The organism is Mycobacterium colombiense, assembly GCF_003284975.1.
Taxonomy (GTDB): Bacteria; Actinomycetota; Actinomycetes; order Mycobacteriales; family Mycobacteriaceae; genus Mycobacterium; species Mycobacterium europaeum_A.
On record NZ_QMEU01000015.1, the window covers coordinates 56,266 to 77,301 of the forward strand.

Sequence of the window (21,036 nt, forward strand, 5' to 3'; positions counted from 1 at the left end):
GTCCATCTGATGAATCATCCCGCTCGTAGAGCCTCGGCGTCGTTAGTCCCACGCCCTCGATCATTCCGTTCATCACCGCAACAGCCTGATTCGATTTTGGCGCGACACCAGACCGCTCATCCGCTCGTATCTGCCCTGCTGGCAGCACTTTCGACGAGATCTGCGGCCTTAGCGGCGCTTTGGGCCGGCGTAGTCATCCGGGCGGCAAGTGCGCGAGCTCGGATTGCGTACTCGGGCGCCAAAATCTTCTGAAGGTCTACGACGAGAGAGTCCCGGGTGGTGAGTGACAGACGGCGGTGCGTGCCTACCTTTAGGCGGCGCTTCACCTGCGCTCCCCAGATGATCTGATTGCCATCCACCGAAAGAATCAGCGTCGGAATTCCGGCGCGCAGACTTGCGGCCGTGGTACCCGAGCCGCCGTGGTGAACGGCCGCGCGACAGGTGGGAAAAATGGACGCGTAATTCACCGCGGCGACGACCTTGACGTGATCAAAATGCGGGACGTCGTCGAAGTCGTTCCAGCCGGCGCAAATCAGTGCCCGCTCTCCCAGCTGCGCGCAGGCCTCGCCGATCATCTCGACCGTGTCGGCCGGAGATTCCACCGGCATGCTGCCGAAGCCGAAGAAAATCGGCGGTGTCCCTTCAGAGATCCATGATGCGGCCTCCTCGTCGGCGCTCGTGGCCAAATTCATCGTCAGTGCGCCCACGAAGGGCCGTTCATGCCGAAATTTCGTCCACTCAGCTGCCAGCCCCGGAAATGCAACCTCGTCATAGGCCTGAAGTTCCAATGCTCCCAATGCGGCGATCCGTCGCGGTGACGACGACGTTGTCTTCGGCAGGCCGAGTTCGGCGCGCTGCGCGTCCTCGAGCTTTTTGCTCAGGCGCCAAGTCAGCCAGTCAAACACCCGCACCGCGAAGCGAGAAGCCGGTGGCGGCAAAACTGCCACAACCTGTCCGTTGGGACGCATCGGGACGTGATGCACGGTGACTAATGGAATACCTTGGTATTCCGCCACATTGGCGGCGATCTCCTGATAGGTCTGTCCGGCGAGCACTAGGTCGGCCCCATCCGCAAGTGACTGCAGTGTCTTGTTCATGTGCGCCCAAGACTGGTTGGTGACCTTCTTAATTTCGAGCCCCCAGCGCGATATGTCCCGAATTCGCCAGAACTTGCTGAAGAGGGTTGTAGAGAAGTTCCGGAAGGCGTCCATCCAGGCCTGCGTCTCCGCTCCGTAGGACACCGCGGTAAGCCCAGCCGATTCCGCAAAGTCAACCAGGTCGGGTGGGACTGCGATGCATACGTCATGTCCTCTGCGTTGCAATTCACGGCCAATGACAACAGAAGGCTCGATATCGCCTCGAGTGCCGTAGCTGGCCAATGCGAACTTCATTGCTTACCTCTGACTTTCAGTGGTGGGTCAGGCGACTCCCATGCCCGTCGCCACCAGCAGGACCCCAATCGCTGCGGGGGTGGCTACCAGGAGCTTCCGGCGTTGAGCACTGGCCCAGTTTTGCAGCATCCTCAGTACCGCTTCAGTTTTCGCTGGTGTGATCAGATAGCTCACAAGGATGATCTCGGCATCCGCAAACATCCCGACGACGAACGCGATGGCGGCGCCAACCTGCGATCCGATCGGTGCTCCCGAGGGCACGACGATCGCGAGCACGGTTAGAACCACGTCGGGTGACGGCGCCATTACGACACCGGTCACTAAAGCGACCCATAAAGCTCCGGTCCCCCACCCCTTATGGACGCGGGTGCGTAGTCGCCGGATCGTAGATCTGTCCTCCGCGGGTGTCGCCTGTCCGAGGCCTAACAGCCGGGAGACTGCGTTCGGTGTACTCGGTTCCAGCACCAACGGCGACGCGTTACCGCCCGCTGTCGGCAGGTGTACGCGCTGAAGCTTCGCAAAGCGAACCGCCATAAACGCGGCGGCCGATAGCGAGAGCACGCCCAGACCGATTTGAATGTAGTGGGCGCTGCAGTTGGTACCCGGAATCGTCGAACCTATCGCAAAAGATCTGAAAGCCGGCGTGCCGTGCAGCACCATCAGCGGAACCAGCAGGGCGGGTAAACCCACTCCTACGCTGCCGACCCAGTAGGCGATCAAGTTCTGCACGGGCCGTGGCCGGGAGATCATCAGAAGGGTGACCCCGAGGCGCAAGGGGTGGACCGCCATCAGTAACGACAACCCCAGCACTGAGATCCACACGGCTGGGCCTCTACCCTGTTGGATCTTGTCGGCTGGCCTCAACTGAAGTCAGAGCCACCGTGGACGTCGAATCGACACTTCGTCGCACATGAGCGCAGATGCCGGTTAGCGCCTCGACCCACAACTGGTTCACACTCTCGATTTGGTTCTGGTTCAGTGCAGAGGGTGCCCATGTCCATGTTGCGGTCACGCGCTGCCCGGTGCCGGTGCCGGTGTTCAGGAGGGCGGCGTTGAACTCTACGGTGTGCCCGAGCGGCGTAGGGATCGCGGAGGCTGCGGCGGTGGAGGACATTGCATCCTGGTCGATCTGCCACAGACCATCGGAGAGGCCGGCCGCATCGGCGTCGAAACGTCCGAGGTAGTTGAATTCGATGGCCGGCTCCGAACCATCCACGCGTATCTGGGGATTCAGGTAGCGCAGCAGACCATAGGTCAGATCATCGGGAAGGGCCCGAAGCCGCTCCTGGGTGGCCGTGATCAATGGCCCGAGCTCAGCCCCGCCCGCTGCCACATCCGTCCAGGGCAGTTCTCCCACGGTCAGCGCCACCGGAAACTTACTGGTGAACCACCCCACCGTGCGCGACAGATCAATATCGTCCCGCAGATGTTCGGCACGTCCGTGGCTTTTGACGGCAATACCTATCGGAGCACCACGGGCGCCTAGAAATTCATTCCAGGCCAACCCGAACGCGATCAATAGAATGTCTTGCATCTCAGTGCGAAACGCGGCCGAGACCTCGGCAACCAACTGGCGTGTGATCTCGGCGTCCAGGCTTACCAACAGGTGCCCCGCGGTGGCGTAGGTATCGACCCCCGGTTGCACCGCAGGCAACGCGGCAGGGGTTGCCAGCAATTGCCGCCATACGTCGGCCAGCTCCACGACCGCCGGGCTGCGCGCGTGCTCGTTTAGTACCGACCCCCATCGCGCGAAGGAGGTTCCACCCGAGGGCAACTCCACCTGCAGCCCGTTGCGATGCTGCAGCCAGGCAATGTTCAAGTCTTCGAAGAGGATTCGCCACGAAGGCACATCCACGCAGAGGTGGTGAATCATCAGCGCCAGCTGGCCCGTATTTGGCACCCACAACGCGGTGACCATCGCACCCGCCGCAGGATTCAACCGTGACCGCGCAGCCACGAGCGCTTCATCCGACAGCGCGTCCACCGACCGCAAGCAGGCGCGGGCATCGACGGCTCCTGCCTCGGGCACAACCAACGACCAATCGCCCGCAGCGCTGTCCTCGGCGCGCAGCCGCAACATCGGGTGACGGTCCAGCAGCGCTTGCAGCAAGACGACGGCGTCGGCCTCGGTCACTCCTGCCGGAGCTTGCACCACCACCGTCTGGTTGTACTGATCAACCGGACCTTCAAAATCATGTAGCCAGCGCATGATTGGGGTGGCCACCACCGGACCGATGCCCGGATCGACCACGGTTGCTTCGCCATCGGCGAGGACGGCCACCTGGGCAAGCCGAGAAACAGTCTGCTCAACGAAAACATCGCGCTGGCGAAACAGCACGCCGGCCGCCCGCGCTCGACTCACCACCTGCATGGACAAGACGCTGTCCCCGCCCAGATCGAAGAAGGGGTCATCCACACCCACCCGCTCGACACCGAGGACTTGGGCGTAGATGTCAGCGAGGATCTGCTCGACCACGTCTGCCGGCGCTCGGTAACGATCGGCGTCCAGGTACTCCGGTGCCGGTAAGGCCCGGGTATCGAGTTTGCCGTTCACCGTCAGCGGCAGCGCCTCCAGCACCACGACGGCGATCGGCACCATATAGGTCGGCAGGCGATCCTCTAGTTGCGCGCGGACTTTGACCGGATCCGCAGTTCCGGTGATGTAGCCGACCAGGCGCTTATCGCCGGGGCGGTCCTCACGGGCGATCACCACCGATTGACCCACCCCATCGATTTCGCCCAGTGCAGCCCGGATTTCGCCCAGCTCGATGCGATACCCGCGGATTTTGACCTGCTCGTCGGCACGGCCCACATACTCCAGCTGACCGTCAGCACCCCACCGCACCAGATCGCCGGTGCGGTACATACGTTGTCCTGGCGCCCCCGGCGCAGCGAATGGGCACGCGACGAACCGGGAGGCCGTCAACCCGGACCGGGCCCAATATCCCGCCGCGACTCCAGCACCGGCCACATAGAGCTCGCCGACCCCACCCGCCGACACCCGTCGCAGCAGACTGTCCAGCACGAAGAAGGCCAGGTGCTTTAGCGGCACACCGATCGGGCTGACGGTCGCATCGGTGTCATCGACGCAGATCTGCCGGAACGAGGCATGCACGGTCGTCTCAGTGATGCCGTACATGTTGATCATTCGCGGCAGCTGCGGATGGCTACCAAACCACGGAGCAAGGCGCTGCGGTTCAAGCGTTTCGCCACCGAAGATCACCGTCTCGAGCTTCAGCTGTCCCGTCTCGCGCTGCAGCGCATCCGCCGTTTGCAGCGCATGGAACGCCGATGGGGTCTGGCTCAAGATATTGACTCGTTCGCTGACAAGCAGAGCGTGAAATTCCTCCGATGAACGAACGAGACCGTCCGACACAATCAGCAGCCGCGCACCGCACAGAAGCGAACCCCAGATTTCCCAGACCGAGTAATCAAAAGCCAAAGAATGACATTGCGTCCAAACCTGCCCCCGCGCAACTTCGGCGTCGAGCGCCTCGAGCAGTCGGGTCACATTACGGTGAGTGACGGCCACACCCTTGGGCGTGCCAGTGGTTCCCGAGGTGTAGATGATGTAGGCGAGGTTGTCCGCGGTGGGGACTGGCAACGCGCCGCCGAACCGGTCGCCGATAGCGGAGTCGTCGATGTCGATGACAGGCACATCGAACGCATCCACCCGCCCTCGCAGATCGGCGGTGGTGATCACGGCGATCGGCGCAGCGTCACGGAGGACCAACACGATGCGTGCGTCGGGATGTGCTGGATCCATCGGCACGTATGCCGCTCCGGTCTTGACCACCGCCAGGATTGCCACGATGGCCTCGGCGCAGCGCGGCAGCAGTATCGCCACACGCTCGCCTGGGGCCGCACCGCGTTCGGCCAGCAGATGCGCCAACCGATTAGATGCTGCGTCCAGCTCGCGGTAGGTCATCGAGTGGCCCCCGCACGTGATCGCCACCGCCTCATGCGCGTCGGCCACCTGCGCCGCGAACAACGCTGGAATGGATGCTGGTGTGCTCCGTGCCTGCGTCAGCGCCGCTCGGTTGCCCCACTCGTCCAGGTCGCGGCAATCATCGGCATCAAGCAGATCGATAGACGTCAATCGCTTGGCCTTGCCGGCGCCAACGGCCACGGGTGAGGCGACGACATCAGGTTGCATTCGCAGTCTCCAGACCTCAACGCGAGACGAGCCGACCCGCACGCCTGCGGCCAAACACGCTTAGGCGCCCTTCGGCGCGACTTGGCCAGGCAGCCGACCCCGCGATCGACTCGTCCAGAACCTCAGGTGACGACAACATCGAGGTGGCCGGTTACAGCGCCCCGCTCGACATAGTTACGGTTGCGAAGTTTTACACATGCAGCGCCAGTTCTGCGGGTTTTTGCCAATACTCACGACCGACACATGCCCTAGCCGCGCACCTCGACCACATCTGCGACTGCTCGACGCGCTGAGGTGGCGCTGGCTCCACTCTCCCCTGCTAAGGGGACCGATGGCTGGTGCTGCTATTTGTGATGTGAAGCCCAGTGCTGGCGCAGAAGTGGAACGAATCGATCTGCTCGTTCGAGATCGCCGTTTTCGTCTGATGGTCCCGGACGTCGAATCCCTGTCACCCGCTACCTCGGGTCGATTCGGCCAAAGCGCCTCGGCCTCAGTGGTTTATGACGGCCTCAGCCAGGTTCGCAAGGCCGCACTTTGCGGCCCTCGGCCGAGCTGTCGATCCATTAGGCGCTGACGCGGCGTTAGTGCCGCGTCTGGGAGTATCGGGTCCGAGAAAGATGCCGACGCCGGTAATTTCAATGACGCTGCCGGCAGGCCGCGCGTGCCCGCGCCCGATCGTCAATGATGTTGCGAGGGTGGTCCCGAACTGCCCGCATGCTGATCGGCTGTAAATGACTGGACCGGTAGCGATTTCACACATATCCAGTCCAGCGTGCGCACTGCAATGGGTTCCGTCGCGAATCAGGAATGGCTGCCCGTTGTCGCGATCAGCCGTTGGATGAGCCATCCGACGAGATGATTACGCGCATCGGTGTCACGAGCGGGCTCGTGCAGATGAAGCCCTTCGATCACGGCGATGATAGCTGCGGCAGCCATCTGGGCATCATTGTCAGACATTCCGGCGGTTTTGAATCCTTCGGTCGCGCGTTCACTGAGGATGTCGTGGAAGGTTTGATGCACCGACGCCACCGCTGGTGAGTGTTTTGCACGTTCGTGCACCGTCGAGGTGAGTGTGGAAACCGCGTCGAGTTCGGCCAACGCCGACATCGCGCGCACCAGGAGCGACTGTTCATAGTCGACGTCGGCTCGGGTTGCCGCCTGCTCGAGCCGACGCTTTAAGACGGCGGCAAGTAATTCGTCTTTGCCGGGGAAATACCAGTACACGGCATTGCTGGCCACGCCTGCGGCGCGCGCGATCGAAGCCATCGTCGTCGCGTCGTAGCCGTCTCGCAAGAGCAGTTCTTGGGCCGCATCCAGAATCCGGGCGGCTTTGGCGGCGCGATCGATGTGCTGGTGATTGCGCGGCATACCAGGCATCTTGACGCCCATTCAAGACTCCTGGCAAGCTCTTGAACGTTAATCAAGAAGCGCGCACCGGAAGTAGCGCTGGTGGGGAGTTCGGCATGGGTCAGTCAAGGAAAATGCGGGACAAAGTAGTCGTGGTAACGGGCGCCTCGCAGGGCCTGGGGCAGTTTTTGTCCATGGAGCTCGCCGCTCAGGGGGCCCACGTTGTCTTGGTGGCGCGAAACCAGGCCCGCCTGGAGGCGGTCCGTGATCAGATCGCTGCCGCCGGTGGCACAGCCTTGAGCGTGCCCAGCGATGTCACCGACGAAGCAGACTGCGACCGCATGGTCGAGCAAACCGTCTCGCGCTTCGGCGGCATTGACGTTCTCGTCCTCAATGCCGGATCAGCCACCTACGGCAGGCTCGACGAACTGCACAGCTTCACCCCGATCCGCGATTCGATGGCGATCAACTTTTTCGGCGCCGCCTACCCCACCTACCGCGCACTTGATCACCTGATCGCGCGCAAGGGCCTCATCGCTTACGTCACATCGGGAAGCGGGCACCTGCCGATGGCCGGCTACCTCGGCTACACCACCAGCAAGCACGCCATGAACGGGTTCTTCGAAGCGCTTCGACTCGAAATGATCCCGCACGGCGTTGATGTGCTGGCGATCAATCCCGGCGATATGTATAGCGATGACGGCGCCGGGCGCACCTTTTTCGGACCCGACGGCAACCAACACAAAATCGACCTTTCGATCAAGCGCACCAACGACATCACGCGCGTACCCGCCAGCGCTGTGGCGACACAGGCTGCAAAGGCTATTACGGATCGCCGCCGGGAACTCGATCTCTCACCGGCCATCCAGAAACTGGGCACTGTGGCACGTGCAATCACACCGGCCCTCGTTGACCGCGTCATCTACCGCAAGGTAACCCGGATGCGGTCAGCGTTCGCCGCCGAAGAGGGGCTTTTGGGCGACCAACAGAGGTAAATTCAGCTTCGCCGCGGGTCCAACAACCGCCGTATCGACCCCGATTCTGGTGAGCGGCAGTGCTTTTCCTCGGTGATTCTGCCGGCGTGGACCCCGGCCAATCCGGCCGCCGCCGAGGGCATCACGACGGGTACAGAGGTCGCCTGAGATATTTCCACTTGGCCGGCGGGACGATCACTCAGCGACAACCTCGGAGTCTCTCCCAGTCTCACTCTACGGCCGCAAGGGGGGCTTGCGGCAAGGCCCCTGACCTGCGGCACAATCGTCCGACCATGCATCGCAACGGACGAGGAGTTTTGTTGTGGCGAGCGCGCCGATACCTTTTGAAGTGCACGAGTCAGGTGCGCTGCTTCACGGCACCAAAGCTGATCTCGCAGTGGGTGATCTGTTGATGCCAGGACGCGAATCGAACTTTGAGCAGGGCCGCATCATGAACCACGTCTATGTGACGCGGACGTTGGATGCTGCGGTGTGGGGAGCTGAGCTGGCCCAAGGAGACGGTCGGGGTCGCATTTACATCGTGGAATGCGACGGCGAACTCGAGGACGACCCGAACGTGACGGACAAAAAACTTCCTGGGAATCCGACCCGGTCCTACCGCACCCGGGAGCCCGTGAGAATAGTTGGCGAGATTACCGACTGGATGGGCCATTCATCCGAGCAGATTCAAGCCATGCGCAACAATTTGGCCGATCTCCAGCGCCAAGGACTTGGCGTCATCTACGACTGAATCCCCATCTGACGCATTGAGCCCGCTCCAAAGGTCTTGGCTATTTCCTCGCTTTTGGGCGAACTCAATCACACAACCCTCGGCGCGATAAGCATTGAGTTGGTTGGCAACCTGGGCGCGTTCATCACGCAGGTCTAGGAACCGGTACGGCACCCGAGTAGAGCAGCGCTGTCCCTACATGCATGAAGTTCAGTGATGAGGTTGGCCCGTCGATGACGGCGGTGCTGGTTATAGAAGCAGGCCATATCCTTGCCGTCCTGCCGAAGTCGATGACCGTGCCCAACGTCGCCGCGCGCGACGGATCACCGGTGCGAAGTTCCCACGCCCGCTGCTGCTCCTCGATGAACTCGGCTACGTCCAAATGGACCCTCGCGGAGCAGATTTGCTGTTCCAGATCATCACCGAGCGTGGGGATAGGGTCAGCGTCGGTCTAGCAAGCAATTTCCCGTTCAGTGAGTGGGGAGCCGTATTCCCCGATCCACGCCTGGTCGCTGCGATCGTCGACCGCATCACGTTCAACGCCCACATCCTCGAAACCGGGACGGAGCTATATCGGCTGCGGACTTCGAAAACTACAGCGCGCCGGAAAAGAACCGGATATCGGCGCCCAGCCACCACCGGCGTGGATCAGCCAGGTATTCCTCGATCGATGGCCCGCAACACCTGATCGGGTCGATGTCCGGGCCAAAAAGCATGCATTGCCCAAGTCGCGCCCGCAGCAGCCAATTCATCAAGGTCGTCGCCCGGTCGGACGGCCACGGCGACGTCGAAACCCTCACATCCGCCCCGTAACTGCGCAACGGCTGCTGCGATCCGGGCGACTCCCGCAGCATCGGCTCCGAGTGGAAAGATGCCGTCATAACGGGCCGCCCGCTGGACTGGTCCGCCCGTCGTACATGCGGTGCCAAACCACAGCGGGATCCGAGGCTGCTGAACCGGGCCGGGCATCGCCTCTACGCCCTCAGCTACCAGCGATCCCCGGTGGTTGACCCGCTCACCTGACCATAACGACGTCAGCACGGCCGTGCCCTCATCGAGCACTCTGCTTAGCCGATGTGGGTCGGGGTCTTCTCCGAAAGCCGAATACTCCCGTCCGACATCGCCGCCGGCACCCAGGCCCACGATCAGTCGCCCTCCGCTCAGCCGATCCAAGGTCACGGTCTCTCGAGCTAGCTTGAGCACGCGCCGGCGTGGCAGCGGAGTCACCATGGGACCCAACCTGATACGTTCCGTCACCACCGCCACCGCAGCGAGTACAACCCACGGATCTGCAATCTCCCAACGTCCTTCGATGGGACTTAGAACGTGATCCCACACGAACAGCCCATCCCACCCAGACTGCTCGGCCGCCAGAGCGATGTCCGCCATCGCGTGTGGATCAGCTAACGCACCGAACAATGGCACATAGATCGCGTGACGCATTCACCAACCGTAGCGCCAACCCCACACGACACCGGTCACCATCAGGCCTGAACTGAAGCCGGAGCCAAAATTGGCGACGACATACGGGACATCCTGGTCGAGCAGATAAGGGCAATCTCGGGGCGCGTTACCCACCACTAGAGCACGCAGCTCCGGCGCCGTCCCGTGTCGCCGAAGGGGTATGCACGAATCGAACATGCAGGGATTGCCAGTAAACATCGCTATGTCGGTATTCGTACAGTGCTGCAGCTACTTTGGAGTAGAGGGCTCCCGGGAGCGAACGTGCGCGGGTAGCGGGCGATGAAGGTCTAGATGCCGGCATCACTTGTTAGTGAAGCAAGTGTTACGGTCATGCGCGTGGCTGAGCTTACAGTTCGGGAGGTGCCCGGCGAGTGCCCACGCTTCGCGACGTGTGCGGTGGGGGCCGTGGCCGTGGCAGCCGGGATTGTGGCGGCTCTGTCTGCGATGCGCTATGGCTATTACTACGACGAGCTGTACTTCATTGCAGCGGGTAAGCGGTTGTCGTTTAGCTATGCCGATCAGGGCCCTTTGGTGCCACTGGTTGCACGCGGTATGGATTGGTTGTTTCCAGGATCCTTTGCAGCACTGCGTATCCCGGCGGTAATTGCTGCGCTGCTCGTCGTAGTTGTCAGTGCCGTTACAGCGTGGGAGATGGGCGGCGGCCGCCTCGCGCAGGTACTTGCCGCGACAGCGAGTAGCACCGCGCCCGGCATAGTGGGCGAGGCGACGACGCTCAGCACGAATGTTGTCGATACCGGGTTATGGGCGGTGCTGTCATGGCTGGTGGTCCGCTGGGTGCGGACTCGTCGCGACGGTCTGCTGCTGGTGGCGGGGCTGGTGACGCTCCTAGCCTTGCAGGTGAAGTGGCTCGTACCGGTCTTCTGGATCGCGATGCTGCTTGCCGTGGGATGCGTGGGGCCCAGGGCCTTGCTGCGTCGCCCTGCGCTGTGGTGCAGTGCTACAGCGGTGGCGATATCGGCGCTCCCGATGCTGATCTGGCAGGCCCGGCATGGTTGGCCGCAACTGGGTATGGGTGCAGTCGTACGTGGGCAGACCCACATGTTGTTCGGCTCGTGGACCTTCATTCCCCGCGCGGTGCAAATGTGTGGTGTGCTCGGTGGGGTCTTGCTGGCGTACGGGGTCTGGCGACTGTGGCGATCCCCGCGCCTGCGCCCGTACCGGTTTTTGGGTTTGGCGTTTGTCCTTGTCGTGACGATCTTCGCGGCTACGGGCGGTCGCATCCAATACGGCGCCGGCATCTACTCGGCCGTGATGGCCGCGGGCGCTGTGGAACTGGCGGTGCTGCGCGGCCGCTGGATCCCTATCGCCACCGTGCTGACCGTCCTGGTATCGATCGGCGCGTTTGGCGTGCGGGCGACCCCGTGGCGCTCGGCTTCGCAACTCACTCCAGCGGCAGATTTCGCCGCCGGCGTGGCAGGCCAGCCCTACGGCGAGATCGGTTGGTCGCAGCTGACGGCGGCGGTGGCCGGCGCTTACCGAAAGTTGCCGGCCCAGCAGCGGCGCAATGCGGTCGTTGTCACCGAGCGCTACCCCCAGGCCAGTGCACTGGACTACCAGCGATCGACGGCGGGTCTTCCGGCGGTTTACAGTCCCAAGCGCGGCTTCGGATACTTCGGCGCCCCACCTGATAACGCCGAGACCGTCATTTGGGTCGGCAGCACCGCATCAGACTTGCAGAAGTGGTTCACCACTGTAATACCGATGGAAACCTTCGGAGTGCGACTGGGCATGCCCCTTATCACCCGTGACGTCACCATCTGGAAATGCGACCACCCCAAACAACCGTGGTCCTCTACGTGGCCACAACTGATGAATCTTTGATGTCTTCAATCGATTTGAGGCTCGATCCGCAGGTCGTGCAGCAACCACCAGGTCCGCGAGCTGGTGATTAGCGGCCAGGTCCTTTCCGCCGCGGTGGACCATCGGTGGTGCTCCATGGAGCCAGTAGGAATTCATCGACGAATCGAGCGAAGGTGTCATCGACGTAGCCGGGGTCATCAGCGGTGAAGTATTCGATGATGAAACCCTGGAAGGCCGCCAGCGCGATCCGAGAACGAGTCTCAGCGACATAGGGCGGAATACCCAGAGCTTCCAGGCGCGCCTGGGAATTGCGGGTCAGTAGGGACAACGTGTCCCAGGTGTAGGTCCGGTATGGACTGTCGCGCCCGCAGGCCGCGCCGAACACTTGCAAGACAATTCGCAGGGTGTCACTGCGCTCGCCCCGGGTGCAGGCATGCCAATCCTCAAAACACCACTTTCGATGGGCTACAAGCGAGCTCGGGCGCTCTACCTCGTCAGTGTCGGGGATGGCAGCGCGTTGTTGACGGTTGAGCACCTCAAGAATCAATTGCTCTTTGCTGCCGAAGTAGTACACCAGCATCCGCGCGCTGGTGCCCAACTCGGCGGCCAGCGTGCGCAAAGAAGTTTCGAGCAGGCCTGTCCGCGCGAGGACGGCACTGGCGCTGGAGAGCAAATCCTGACGCTTTACGCGGTCGATGGGGCGAGGCACCCTTTATTGTAACAGTGCTTCACTAACGTGGCGGATCAGATTGGCAAGTTGCTAGTTAAAGTGCGCCATATTGGATCGTGTTGTACTGCAGGTTAATCCAAGCATTCTGCATTGCGATCCCCGAGCGTCCTGACGGGGCCCTGTCCTCACCGTTCTAGGTCATTGTTGATGTCCAGGGTGGCTGACCGACCAGGCCATGAAGCCTCGGGCTATGAAGAAGACGGCCTCGACGAGGCCCACGGTGATCGACACACCTGGCAGGTAAGACGACGCGATCGCCTACTCTCCTTCTGCTACGCCCGCCGCTCCCCCGTCGGTCTTCGTCCACCCCGGGTCGGCTCGCCCTTACCGTTACCACAGAGATGTCTTATTTTTCTTAATAATGCTGTAGCGTCTCTCGGGGCGGTCCAAGTTCCGAGCGTCGGCGAGGGGAAGACCTTTTGAGCGTGCCGTGCGGGCAGTTGCCCGAACTAGTGCCGATGCGTGTTGCGGTGGCGGCATACCGTCTCATCTACGAGCGTGTCGATGCGCTGCTCCGCGGCCGTGCTGGCATTGCAGAGCTGGTGGTACCTGCGTGCCCCGGGTGGACGATCCGGCAGGTGGTCGCACACCTGACGGGTGTTGCCCAGGACATCATTTCGCTGAACTTGGAGAGAAAAGGCACTGGGCCTTGGGCTGACGCGCAGGTCGCGCGGCTGCACGGCCACGGCATCGACGAGCTACTCGACCTGTGGGGCCAATCGCTCGACGCGGTGTCGGCGAACCTTGATCTGGCATCTGATGCAGGGGTTTGCCAGCTCGTTTTCGACACTGTGACCCATGAGCACGATATCCGCGGTGCGTTGGGTGAATCGGGTTTGCGCACGGGCGACCCGGCGTTCAAGGCGGCCCTGAGCTTCGTGACAACGATGGGTGACCAGTTCATTCGACAAGCTGAGCTGCCGGCGCTCCGGTTGTGCACTCCCACAGTTGGATCCGTACAACTCGGTGATCCGCGCGCGGCGCGTGGTCGCGTCGCTCTGAGCATTTCGGATTTCGAGGCCCTGCGTGCCTTCGGGGGGCGACGCAGCGTCGCGCAGCTGCGTGCGCTCCCTTGGGAAGGGGACCCTGCCGAGCTGATGTCCGCCTTCACAAAGGTGCTTCCCGCCTTTACCAACGGCGGCTTACGTCCCCCCGCGGACGACCTGATCGAATGACCGACCATCTGTAGGTCCGCCCCCAGCCCGGACGCTAACCAGGTAGGAGTTACCCGTTGCCGTACATGCCGATTGTGTTGATCACTGGTGGATCGCGCGGCGTGGGTGCCGCGACGGCCCGCCACTTAGCCCTCGCAAAAGCTCACGTGATCCTCACCTATCGTGAAAAGAAGCGCCGGGCAACCAATCTCGTCGACAGTATCACCGCGGCCGGAGGCGCTGCATCGTCTTTACGTCTTGATATCTGCGACCCGGACGCGTGCGCTGAGGTCATCCGGTGCGTGCGTGACGAGTTCGGTCGCCTGGACACATTGATCTTGAACGCCTCGGGCGGGCTCGAGCGAGACGCCGACCCTGGTTATGCGATGCGCATCAATTGTCAAGCCCCAGTGCATCTGCTCACCCGGGCGGTGCCGCTCATTCCCGCCGGCGGCCGCGTAGTCTTTGTCACCAGCCATCAAGCACACTTCCACGGCCTCAAACCGGTACCCGCCGAGTACATCCCGATCGCGGAAAGTAAGCGAGCCGGTGAGGACGCTCTTCGTGCCATGCGCCCAGACCTCGCAAGGCGAGGGGTTTCGCTGAGTGTCGTCTCCGGCGACATGATCGAAGGAACCATCATTGTCCGACTGCTTGAGCGGCGAGACCCCGAGGCCGTCGAGGCACGCCGCGCATTCGGCCCACTCCCCACCCTGGACGAATTCGCGTCCGCGATCGCGACAGAGGCCCTCAGCGCAGCACCCACCCAGGACACGGTCTACGTCGGAGGGGCGGATTACCTTCAACCACTGCCCACCCTGGTCCACGATCGAACCCTCAGATGAACCCACCGATTGGCAAGGGCTTAGGACTGCTGCAAGGGAGGATTATGCACGGATCGAATATGGAGGGTTACCAGTAAACTCACCGCTGCAAATTGCAGGCGGTGCAACTGCTTTCGGCGGTCGGCTTGAGGACCAGCTACGTATTGGTCAGTTCCACGGCTTATTGCCGTCGACCGGCCGCCTACCTTGACTCCGACGTGCGCAGTTGCATCTCCGGGTTAGCACGGCTTCCCGCAAGCGACCTTGAACGCGGACTCAAGCGCCTGCGCACGGGCCTCGACACCGGTGCCTGGGGCACGACCACCACCGATAGCTCCTCAATGTCAACGCCGTCGACGCCGGGCTTCGCCTCATCGTGCGGGAAGGCCCATGACGGAGGCCATCGACAATTGCGCTCCCCTACCGCTGGACTCACCCGGGCGACGCAGCACTCTAAATCAGCGACAGCGGCGCCGCCGTCCGAGGCCACGAATTCGACACAACTTCATTTGGTGTTGTTTTGGACCGCAACGCCTTCGCGGCCATCGCCTATAACCGCCGGATCCGTCAATATTGATCATCAGGTGAATCACGCTGTGTTACTCGGAATGTGGTCTGTTGTGGTACGCCTTTCGCTGGGCGGGCAGCCGCAGCCGCCTCCCCGCCGGGACGACGCCGCGGCAACCTTCGCCCTCGGCCCAAGCTGCGGCGGCCTACCCTGAACGAGCGATTTGTTGCAGACTGGCCCTCGTGTCCACTGGAGCCCGGCTCCAGCATCAACTGGCGAAGTACGTATTCAACCCGATATTTCGAACAGCGCTGCGCCTGGGGATGGCGCCGCGCGCTTTCGCGCTGCTAGAGACCACGGGCAGGCGCAGTGGCCAACCGCGGTTGACGCCCGTCGGCAACGGACTAGACGGCGATGTGTTCTGGCTGGTGTCTGAGCACGGGACAAACGGCGCCTATGTGAAGAACTTGATCGAGCGCCCCCAAGTGCGGGTTAAGATTGGCCGGCACTGGCGCACCGGAACTGCAACAGTGCTGTATGACGACGATGCGCTGAGCAGGCGTCGGGATATTGACAACGCCAACGGGCTCATCGGTCGCGCCGACGGGGTCATCTTCCGCGCTTCGGCCAGTAGCCCGGCGACAGTGCGGATCGATCTGCATCCAATAACAGACTGAGTGCGAGCCCTGCGGCTTCGCCGGGCTTCCATAGCGGCCAGAAGCTGGTGCCGTCGCTGACGACTCCGATCTTCCAGTAGTTCGCGTTCGTTTCCTGTGAAAGGGCGTCCGCGATCGAGTGCTGCGGCCATGTTGAACTCCTTTGTGTTCAGTGTGGCCGACCCGAATTGATCAAAGGTGTCTGGATCAAACCCGGAGCGGTCGTGATCGACGCCGGCTACAACCCGGGAACCATCGGCGACGTCGAATACAACCCAGCCGCTCAGCGCGCGAGGCTCATCACGCCCGTACCCGGTGGTGTCGGGCCCACCACGATCGCGGTCCTCCTTGCGCAAACCGTCGATGCGGTAGAAGCGAGGTGCAGCGGATAAGTCTTTCCCGGTGATCGGCGCGCACGTTAGCAGGGAACCGGTCACGGGCACTCGAATCGCTCACCGGCGATCCGGAGGAATATGCACGGATCGAAAAACGGAGGCTTACCAGTAAACTGCCGCATATTACCTATCATGTTGCATCGCAACTTATTTCAGTTTCAGTGTGACCACCGGTGCTTCGACCACGCTGCGCTGTGGCATTCCACCAACGGCTTGCGCGGCGAGGTCAGAGACTGCCCATCTCCGTTGTGATTCATCAGACGAATCAATCTGCGCTGCAAAGTATGTGGCCTTATCGCGTTCCGGCCAGCACTGTGCGTCTCGATTGAGGTGGCGGTTATCGTAATCTGTGTGGCGTGCCGACCAGGTCGGATACCCACAGCCGCGCGGTCAAGGGCGGCGCTCGGCAGTGAGCACACCCAGCCAGTCGTCGGTGGAACACCACGGTTGTCCGTTTGGGGCGTATCGCTTGGCGAGTTCGGGGACTCGTGCGTGGTCTCGGACGTTGAAGCCGACCATGTCGAGTGCGCGTGTCAGTTCGGTCAGCGATAAGGCAGTACGCCAGGTTCGCCGCGGCGACGTACCAGGCGCGCAGTCCGGCGTGCACCCACGAGTGGGTAAGTCCCGGTGACGGTCTCGGAGTCACCGTAGTCGGTGACGAGAAGACTTCCGCGCGCACAGATGCTATTGAGATCGGCAAGAGTGCCGTCAATCGCGGTTCGCGTGAGGTACACGGATATACCTATCCACACCACGAGGCACGGTCGACTCGGGTCGAATCCCGCCTGGTGAAGACCCTCGGGCAGACGATCGGATTCGAAGTCACACATCCAATTCGTCGAAGCCCGGGATGAACATCACTGCACAGTCGATGAGGTCTCCGTCGAAATGGAGCACGTCCCAGCCGAGCACTTCGCCCGACTTAGCCGTTGCCGGTTGAACCCACTGATAAGAGGCGTAGCCATGGTGGTGCTCGATCGAACCCGTCACGACGAACGACAGACCACCAAAGTGCTTCTGTAGCTGGTCGATGCGCGTATTGAGCGCTTCGCGGCCAACCACGACGCCGTCGGGTTCAACGACTCTGACCTCTGGTGTATAGCATCGGGCGATCCTGGCTGCACGATCATCGGAGTCGGTCACCGCCCACAGGGCCAGGTGGTCCTCGACCAGTTTCGTGACATTGTCCATTTCAGTCCTTTCGGATGATGGGTGGCGTCGTTTCGGTTTCAATGGAACTCTGCTCGAGGTAGGGCTCGGGCCTCGATGTTGGAGGGCATGTCGCGCCCAAAGCCTTAATGTCATAGTCTATTCGAAGCGGCACACCCAAGGTAGCTAAGAGCGACAGGGGACCGGCTCGATGCTCACTCGCGCGCTGACCACCCCACGGCGAACACTTCGTCGCCGGTAGTACCCGCTCCCCGCCGGACGCCTGGGGCGCCAACCTTCCTGTTGACTAACCACTCAAACCGGACCCGGAGCGCGGTCGATGGCGGTGCACAGTAGTTGCGGACCATCCGGTCCGTCGTTAAGGCAGCGCCATACGACGGAAACAAGTCTCAAGAGAAAGGTCGGCATGACCGTAAAAACCGCCGGCAGGGCTACCTTCGCGGGCTGCAGTACCTCGGCTGGCTGGCGCTGCCGGCCCTGGCCTTGCTCGTCGTCGGGGCGGTGTACGAGGCGTTCTCGTTGCGCTACTTCGTGCACCCGCTGGCGGAATGGCTGTTGTAGAACTCCGGTGCAGCCAAGCACGGTAGCGACAACAGCCGTGTAGGTTGTCAGTCTCACCGGTAACGCTTTGGCGCTGTGGAGACGGTAACGATGCGTGATCTGCGGAATAACGGGGAGAAGTCCTGCGTCGCGTCGAGCATGCGTAAAGCCATTGGTGCACAACGAAATTCAGCCGGACAGATGGTCGAGGTGCTCAACTGATTCACCATGACATCGCGCCTGAAGTGATGCTCGGGCTCGCCGAGCTCGAGCGCACCGGACGGGGCTGGCTGCCGCACAGACTCGCAATGAACCGAACCTTGCCATGCGCCAGCGCGTCGACGTCGAAAGTGCCTGGTCCCGGGGTGATTTCGTGGATTGGGCAGTAGAGCGTGACGAGGCAACTCATCCGCAAGATCTTGTCTCTGTAATCACGCGTGGTGCGGCGTTCGTGTTCGATGCGTGTGGTGGATCCCAGGACGAGACTGTGCGGTCTTCGGCGGCAGCAGAGCCGTCGGTCCCGGATGGCACCCTTTCCTTACTGGCCGGAGTCGCTAAGTGGATGGCGGTTCTCGAACGAGGGCGAATGACACGGAGAATCACCAAAACCGCGTATCGGGGTTGAGTTTGCTTAGATGGGCAGCATGCTAGTCCGTGATGCACGATGACTGATTCCGGCGAGTACCCGCTAACGCCGACGCAGCAGCGTGCGTGGCTGAACTTTATGCGGGTCTATCACCGGCTCGAATATGAGGTGAACCGTCACCTGCGCGCCGAGTGCGGCCTTTCACTCTACGACTACACGGTACTCAGTACGCTCTCGCGCGCACCGGATCGCCGCCTGCAGCTGACCACACTGGCCACGGTGATCGGGTGGGAACGCAGCCGGGTTTCTCACCACCTGATGCGGATGGCACGCCGCGGCCTGGTCGAGCGCACAACCTGTGACACCGACGGGCGCGGCACTGTCGTCGTCCTGACCGACGAGGGCTGGGGCCGGCTCGCCGGCGCCGCCCCGGTGCACGCAGAGTGGGTACACCGGGCGTTCTTCGCCGATTTGGATCCCGAGCACGAGGATGCCCTCGCCGACATCCTCGCCGTTGTACACGAGAGTCTGTTGCGCGAGGGCACCTTGCCGCGTCCCGGCCTCAGCTAGACCCATCTAGACCCATCTAGACCCACCTAAACCTGGTTCATACCCCCGTCGACGAAGATCTCCGCACCTGTCATGAAGCTGCTCGCATCGGAGCCGAGGAACACCGCCACGGCGGCCAGTTCCGCGGGATCACCTATCCGCTTCATCGGGTTCGTTGCCAGACCGTCGAAGAACACCTGCCGCTGGTCTTTGTCAGGCACCAGTTCGGCGAGTCCCTCGGTCAAGATGGGACCGGGTATGACCGTGTTGACCCGGAAGCCACGCTCGCCCAACTCGGTGGCCCAGGTCCGGCCGAAGGACCGGATAGCAGCCTTTGCCGCGGCGTAGGCGCCGAATGCCGGCATACCCCTGGTGGCCGCGGTGGAGCCGGACAGAACGATCGAGGCACCGGGATTGAGTAGCGGCAGCGTCTTCTGCACGGTGAACACCGTCCCGCCCACGTTGCGGTTGAACGTGTCGATGACGTGTTCGGGTGTCTCGTCCTCCAGCGTGGTGAACTCGCCACTGCCGGCGTTGGTGAAAACGATGTCGAGGCCGGCACCTGCGTCGCGGATGACCCCGACAAGTCGATCCAGATCCTCGGTGCGGGTGACATCGCTGGCAACGCCGACGACACCGGAACCCAGCGACGCTGCGGCAGCGTCGACGCGCTGTTGGGTACGCCCGGTGATGAACACCTTGGCACCCTCGTCGGCGAAGGCTCGCGCCGTCGCATAACCGATGCCGGAAGTGCCGCCGGTGATCAGTGCTGTTTTTCCTTCTAGCTGAGCCATCTCGTCCTCCTGTTGTCGAAACGCCTGGCGCGTTTCATATCCAACAACTACGTGACATGACACGTTATTCCGGGACATGTCACCTACCGTGGTCGTCAATCCCCCTGTCGAGAACGGCGTAACGCCTCGTCGTCGCAATTTGCGTTTCCATGCCGGGTTTCTATGCCTTTGCTATGAGCCTTACGACCGGCTTTGATAACGACAATCGTTTTCAGATACGGTTCCGCTGGTCTGCACGCCGTTCCAGCCCAGGAGGTGCCGGTCATGAAGATGCCTGCCGTAGTGGCCTTCTCGACGGCCCAGTGCACTGGGATTGTTCGACGATGACCGCACCCATCTGGATGGCTTCCCCGCCGGAGGTGCACTCGGCATTGTTGAGCAGCGGACCGGGTCCGGGATCGCTGTTTGCCGCGGCCGTGGCGTGGAACTCGATGAGCGCCGAATACCTATTGGCCGCAGAGGAACTCGCCGCGCTGGTCGCGGCGACGCAGGCCGAGACGTGGCAGGGCAACGCTGCGGAGTCATATGCGTCCGCGCACGCCCAGTATGTGGCATGGCTGGCCCGGGCCGGCACGCACGGTGCCGCGGTGGCCGCGCAGCACGAAGCGGCGGGGACGGCCTACACCGCCGCGTTGGCGGCGATGCCGACGCTGCCCGAGCTGGCGGCCAATCACACCACCCACGGCGTCTTGACCGCGACCAATTTCTTTGGCATCAACACGATTCCGATCGCGGTGAACGAGGCCGACTATGCGCGGATGTGGGTGCAGGCCGCCGCCGCGATGGCGACGTATGACGCCGTCGCCACGACGGCCCTGGTAGTCGCGCCGCAGACCGAGCCGGCGCCGCAGATTCTGAGATCCGAAGCGACCGCACACGACCACGAGCACGAGGAAGACGACGACCACCACGACCACGAGCACGGCTTCGACAGCCCGCTCAATCGGTTCGTCGCACAGCTGCTGCGGTTGGTCGGCATCGAATGGGATCCGGTCGAGGGAACACTCAACGGCCTGCCGTACGAGGCCTACTCCAATCCCGGGGACCTGCTCTGGTGGGTGGTTCGGGCGCTGGAACTGTTTTCGGACTTCCAACAGTTCGGGGCCCTATTGCAGGAAAACCCGGCGGCCGCGTTTCAGTTCATCACCAATCTCATGCTGTTCGACTGGCCGACGCATCTGGCTCAGCTCGGCAGCTGGCTGCCCCTGCAGCCGCAACTGTTTCTGGTTCCCGCGTTACTGGCCGTG

General features: G+C 62.4%; 18 protein-coding genes and 3 pseudogenes. 11 read left to right on the forward strand and 10 right to left on the reverse strand.

Translation table 11 applies throughout. The annotated features are described in order from the left end of the window. Positions 1-116: 116 nt before the first annotated feature. The 5 genes and pseudogenes from DQP58_RS08065 to DQP58_RS08085 all read right to left on the reverse strand — a co-directional run bounded on the left by DQP58_RS08065 (position 117) and on the right by DQP58_RS08085 (position 6,936). Positions 117-1,391 carry a glycosyltransferase gene (locus tag DQP58_RS08065; RefSeq protein ID WP_112707911.1) on the reverse strand — a complete coding sequence of 425 codons (1,275 nt, stop codon included), beginning with the start codon at positions 1,389-1,391 and terminating at the stop codon, positions 117-119. A gap of 27 nt (positions 1,392-1,418) precedes the next feature. Continuing rightward, positions 1,419-2,213: a GAP family protein gene (locus DQP58_RS08070; protein ID WP_205869370.1), complete on the reverse strand. Its 795-nt coding sequence runs from the start codon at positions 2,211-2,213 to the stop codon at positions 1,419-1,421. Positions 2,214-2,223: 10 nt separating this feature from the next. Then, positions 2,224-5,517, reverse strand: a pseudogene (locus DQP58_RS08075) (amino acid adenylation domain-containing protein); the annotation flags it as partial. 625 nt (positions 5,518-6,142) lie between these two features. Continuing rightward, positions 6,143-6,352: pseudogene (locus DQP58_RS27070) on the reverse strand (membrane dipeptidase); the annotation flags it as partial. Next, complete coding sequence (locus DQP58_RS08085) at positions 6,349-6,936, reverse strand: TetR/AcrR family transcriptional regulator (protein ID WP_112707913.1); 588 nt, start codon at positions 6,934-6,936, stop codon at positions 6,349-6,351. The pseudogene DQP58_RS27070 and the gene DQP58_RS08085, both read right to left, overlap by 4 nt. Positions 6,937-7,010: 74 nt before the next feature. On the opposite strand from DQP58_RS08085, the gene DQP58_RS08090 reads away from it, so the two are divergent. From DQP58_RS08090 to DQP58_RS08100, 3 genes and pseudogenes are all read left to right on the forward strand, one after another. Beyond that, positions 7,011-7,889, forward strand: coding sequence for an SDR family oxidoreductase (locus DQP58_RS08090; RefSeq protein ID WP_112707914.1), 879 nt, complete (start codon positions 7,011-7,013; stop codon positions 7,887-7,889). A gap of 301 nt (positions 7,890-8,190) precedes the next feature. Then, the gene (gene arr, locus DQP58_RS08095) at positions 8,191-8,619 is read left to right on the forward strand and encodes an NAD(+)--rifampin ADP-ribosyltransferase (protein WP_112707915.1); all 429 of its coding nucleotides are present in this window, start codon (positions 8,191-8,193) and stop codon (positions 8,617-8,619) included. Positions 8,620-8,947: 328 nt separating this feature from the next. Next, positions 8,948-9,286, forward strand: a pseudogene (locus DQP58_RS08100) (ATP-binding protein); the annotation flags it as partial. On the opposite strand, the gene DQP58_RS08105 reads toward DQP58_RS08100, so the two are convergent. Further along, a complete protein-coding gene (locus tag DQP58_RS08105) occupies positions 9,247-10,041 on the reverse strand; it encodes an LLM class flavin-dependent oxidoreductase (RefSeq protein WP_112707916.1) in 795 nt (264 codons plus the stop codon). The pseudogene DQP58_RS08100 and the gene DQP58_RS08105 sit on opposite strands and share 40 nt — an antisense overlap. 426 nt (positions 10,042-10,467) lie before the next feature. On the opposite strand from DQP58_RS08105, the gene DQP58_RS08110 reads away from it, so the two are divergent. Next, positions 10,468-11,904 carry an ArnT family glycosyltransferase gene (locus tag DQP58_RS08110; RefSeq protein ID WP_240629636.1) on the forward strand — a complete coding sequence of 479 codons (1,437 nt, stop codon included), beginning with the start codon at positions 10,468-10,470 and terminating at the stop codon, positions 11,902-11,904. Between the two features lie 67 nt (positions 11,905-11,971). Here DQP58_RS08110 and DQP58_RS08115 read toward each other — a convergent pair whose 3' ends face one another. Next, complete coding sequence (locus tag DQP58_RS08115; RefSeq protein WP_112707918.1) at positions 11,972-12,592, reverse strand: TetR/AcrR family transcriptional regulator; 621 nt, start codon at positions 12,590-12,592, stop codon at positions 11,972-11,974. Positions 12,593-13,038: 446 nt separating this feature from the next. On the opposite strand from DQP58_RS08115, the gene DQP58_RS08120 reads away from it, so the two are divergent. The 4 genes from DQP58_RS08120 (at position 13,039) to DQP58_RS08135 (ending at position 16,147) form a co-directional block, all read left to right on the forward strand. After that, positions 13,039-13,788: a maleylpyruvate isomerase N-terminal domain-containing protein gene (locus DQP58_RS08120; protein WP_240629659.1), complete on the forward strand. Its 750-nt coding sequence runs from the start codon at positions 13,039-13,041 to the stop codon at positions 13,786-13,788. Positions 13,789-13,853: 65 nt separating this feature from the next. Further along, the gene (locus tag DQP58_RS08125) at positions 13,854-14,612 is read left to right on the forward strand and encodes an SDR family oxidoreductase (RefSeq protein ID WP_112707920.1); all 759 of its coding nucleotides are present in this window, start codon (positions 13,854-13,856) and stop codon (positions 14,610-14,612) included. Positions 14,613-15,341: 729 nt separating this feature from the next. Further along, complete coding sequence (locus DQP58_RS08130) at positions 15,342-15,776, forward strand: nitroreductase/quinone reductase family protein (protein WP_240629643.1); 435 nt, start codon at positions 15,342-15,344, stop codon at positions 15,774-15,776. A 113-nt stretch (positions 15,777-15,889) separates the two neighbouring features. Further along, entirely contained in the window at positions 15,890-16,147 is a 258-nt protein-coding gene (locus DQP58_RS08135; RefSeq protein ID WP_112707922.1) for a hypothetical protein, read from the forward strand. A 545-nt stretch (positions 16,148-16,692) separates the two neighbouring features. Here DQP58_RS08135 and DQP58_RS08140 read toward each other — a convergent pair. Further along, positions 16,693-16,980, reverse strand: coding sequence for a class I SAM-dependent methyltransferase (locus DQP58_RS08140; protein WP_112707923.1), 288 nt, complete (start codon positions 16,978-16,980; stop codon positions 16,693-16,695). Further along, a complete protein-coding gene (locus tag DQP58_RS08145) occupies positions 16,973-17,341 on the reverse strand; it encodes a nuclear transport factor 2 family protein (protein WP_165827827.1) in 369 nt (122 codons plus the stop codon). Before DQP58_RS08145 ends, DQP58_RS08140 begins: the two co-directional genes overlap by 8 nt. 315 nt (positions 17,342-17,656) lie before the next feature. On the opposite strand from DQP58_RS08145, the gene DQP58_RS08150 reads away from it, so the two are divergent. Beyond that, positions 17,657-17,881 carry a hypothetical protein gene (locus DQP58_RS08150; RefSeq protein ID WP_205869371.1) on the forward strand — a complete coding sequence of 75 codons (225 nt, stop codon included), beginning with the start codon at positions 17,657-17,659 and terminating at the stop codon, positions 17,879-17,881. Between the two features lie 643 nt (positions 17,882-18,524). Continuing rightward, positions 18,525-19,016, forward strand: a complete 492-nt coding sequence (locus DQP58_RS08160) for a MarR family winged helix-turn-helix transcriptional regulator (protein WP_112707926.1) — start codon at positions 18,525-18,527, stop codon at positions 19,014-19,016. Positions 19,017-19,042: 26 nt separating this feature from the next. On the opposite strand, the gene DQP58_RS08165 is transcribed toward DQP58_RS08160, so the two are convergent. Continuing rightward, a complete protein-coding gene (locus DQP58_RS08165) occupies positions 19,043-19,789 on the reverse strand; it encodes an SDR family oxidoreductase (RefSeq protein ID WP_112707927.1) in 747 nt (248 codons plus the stop codon). Positions 19,790-20,112: 323 nt separating this feature from the next. Between DQP58_RS08165 and DQP58_RS08170 the strand changes: the two genes are divergently transcribed. After that, the coding region (locus DQP58_RS08170) for a PPE family protein (RefSeq protein ID WP_133259350.1) at positions 20,113-21,036 on the forward strand (924 nt) is incomplete at its 3' end.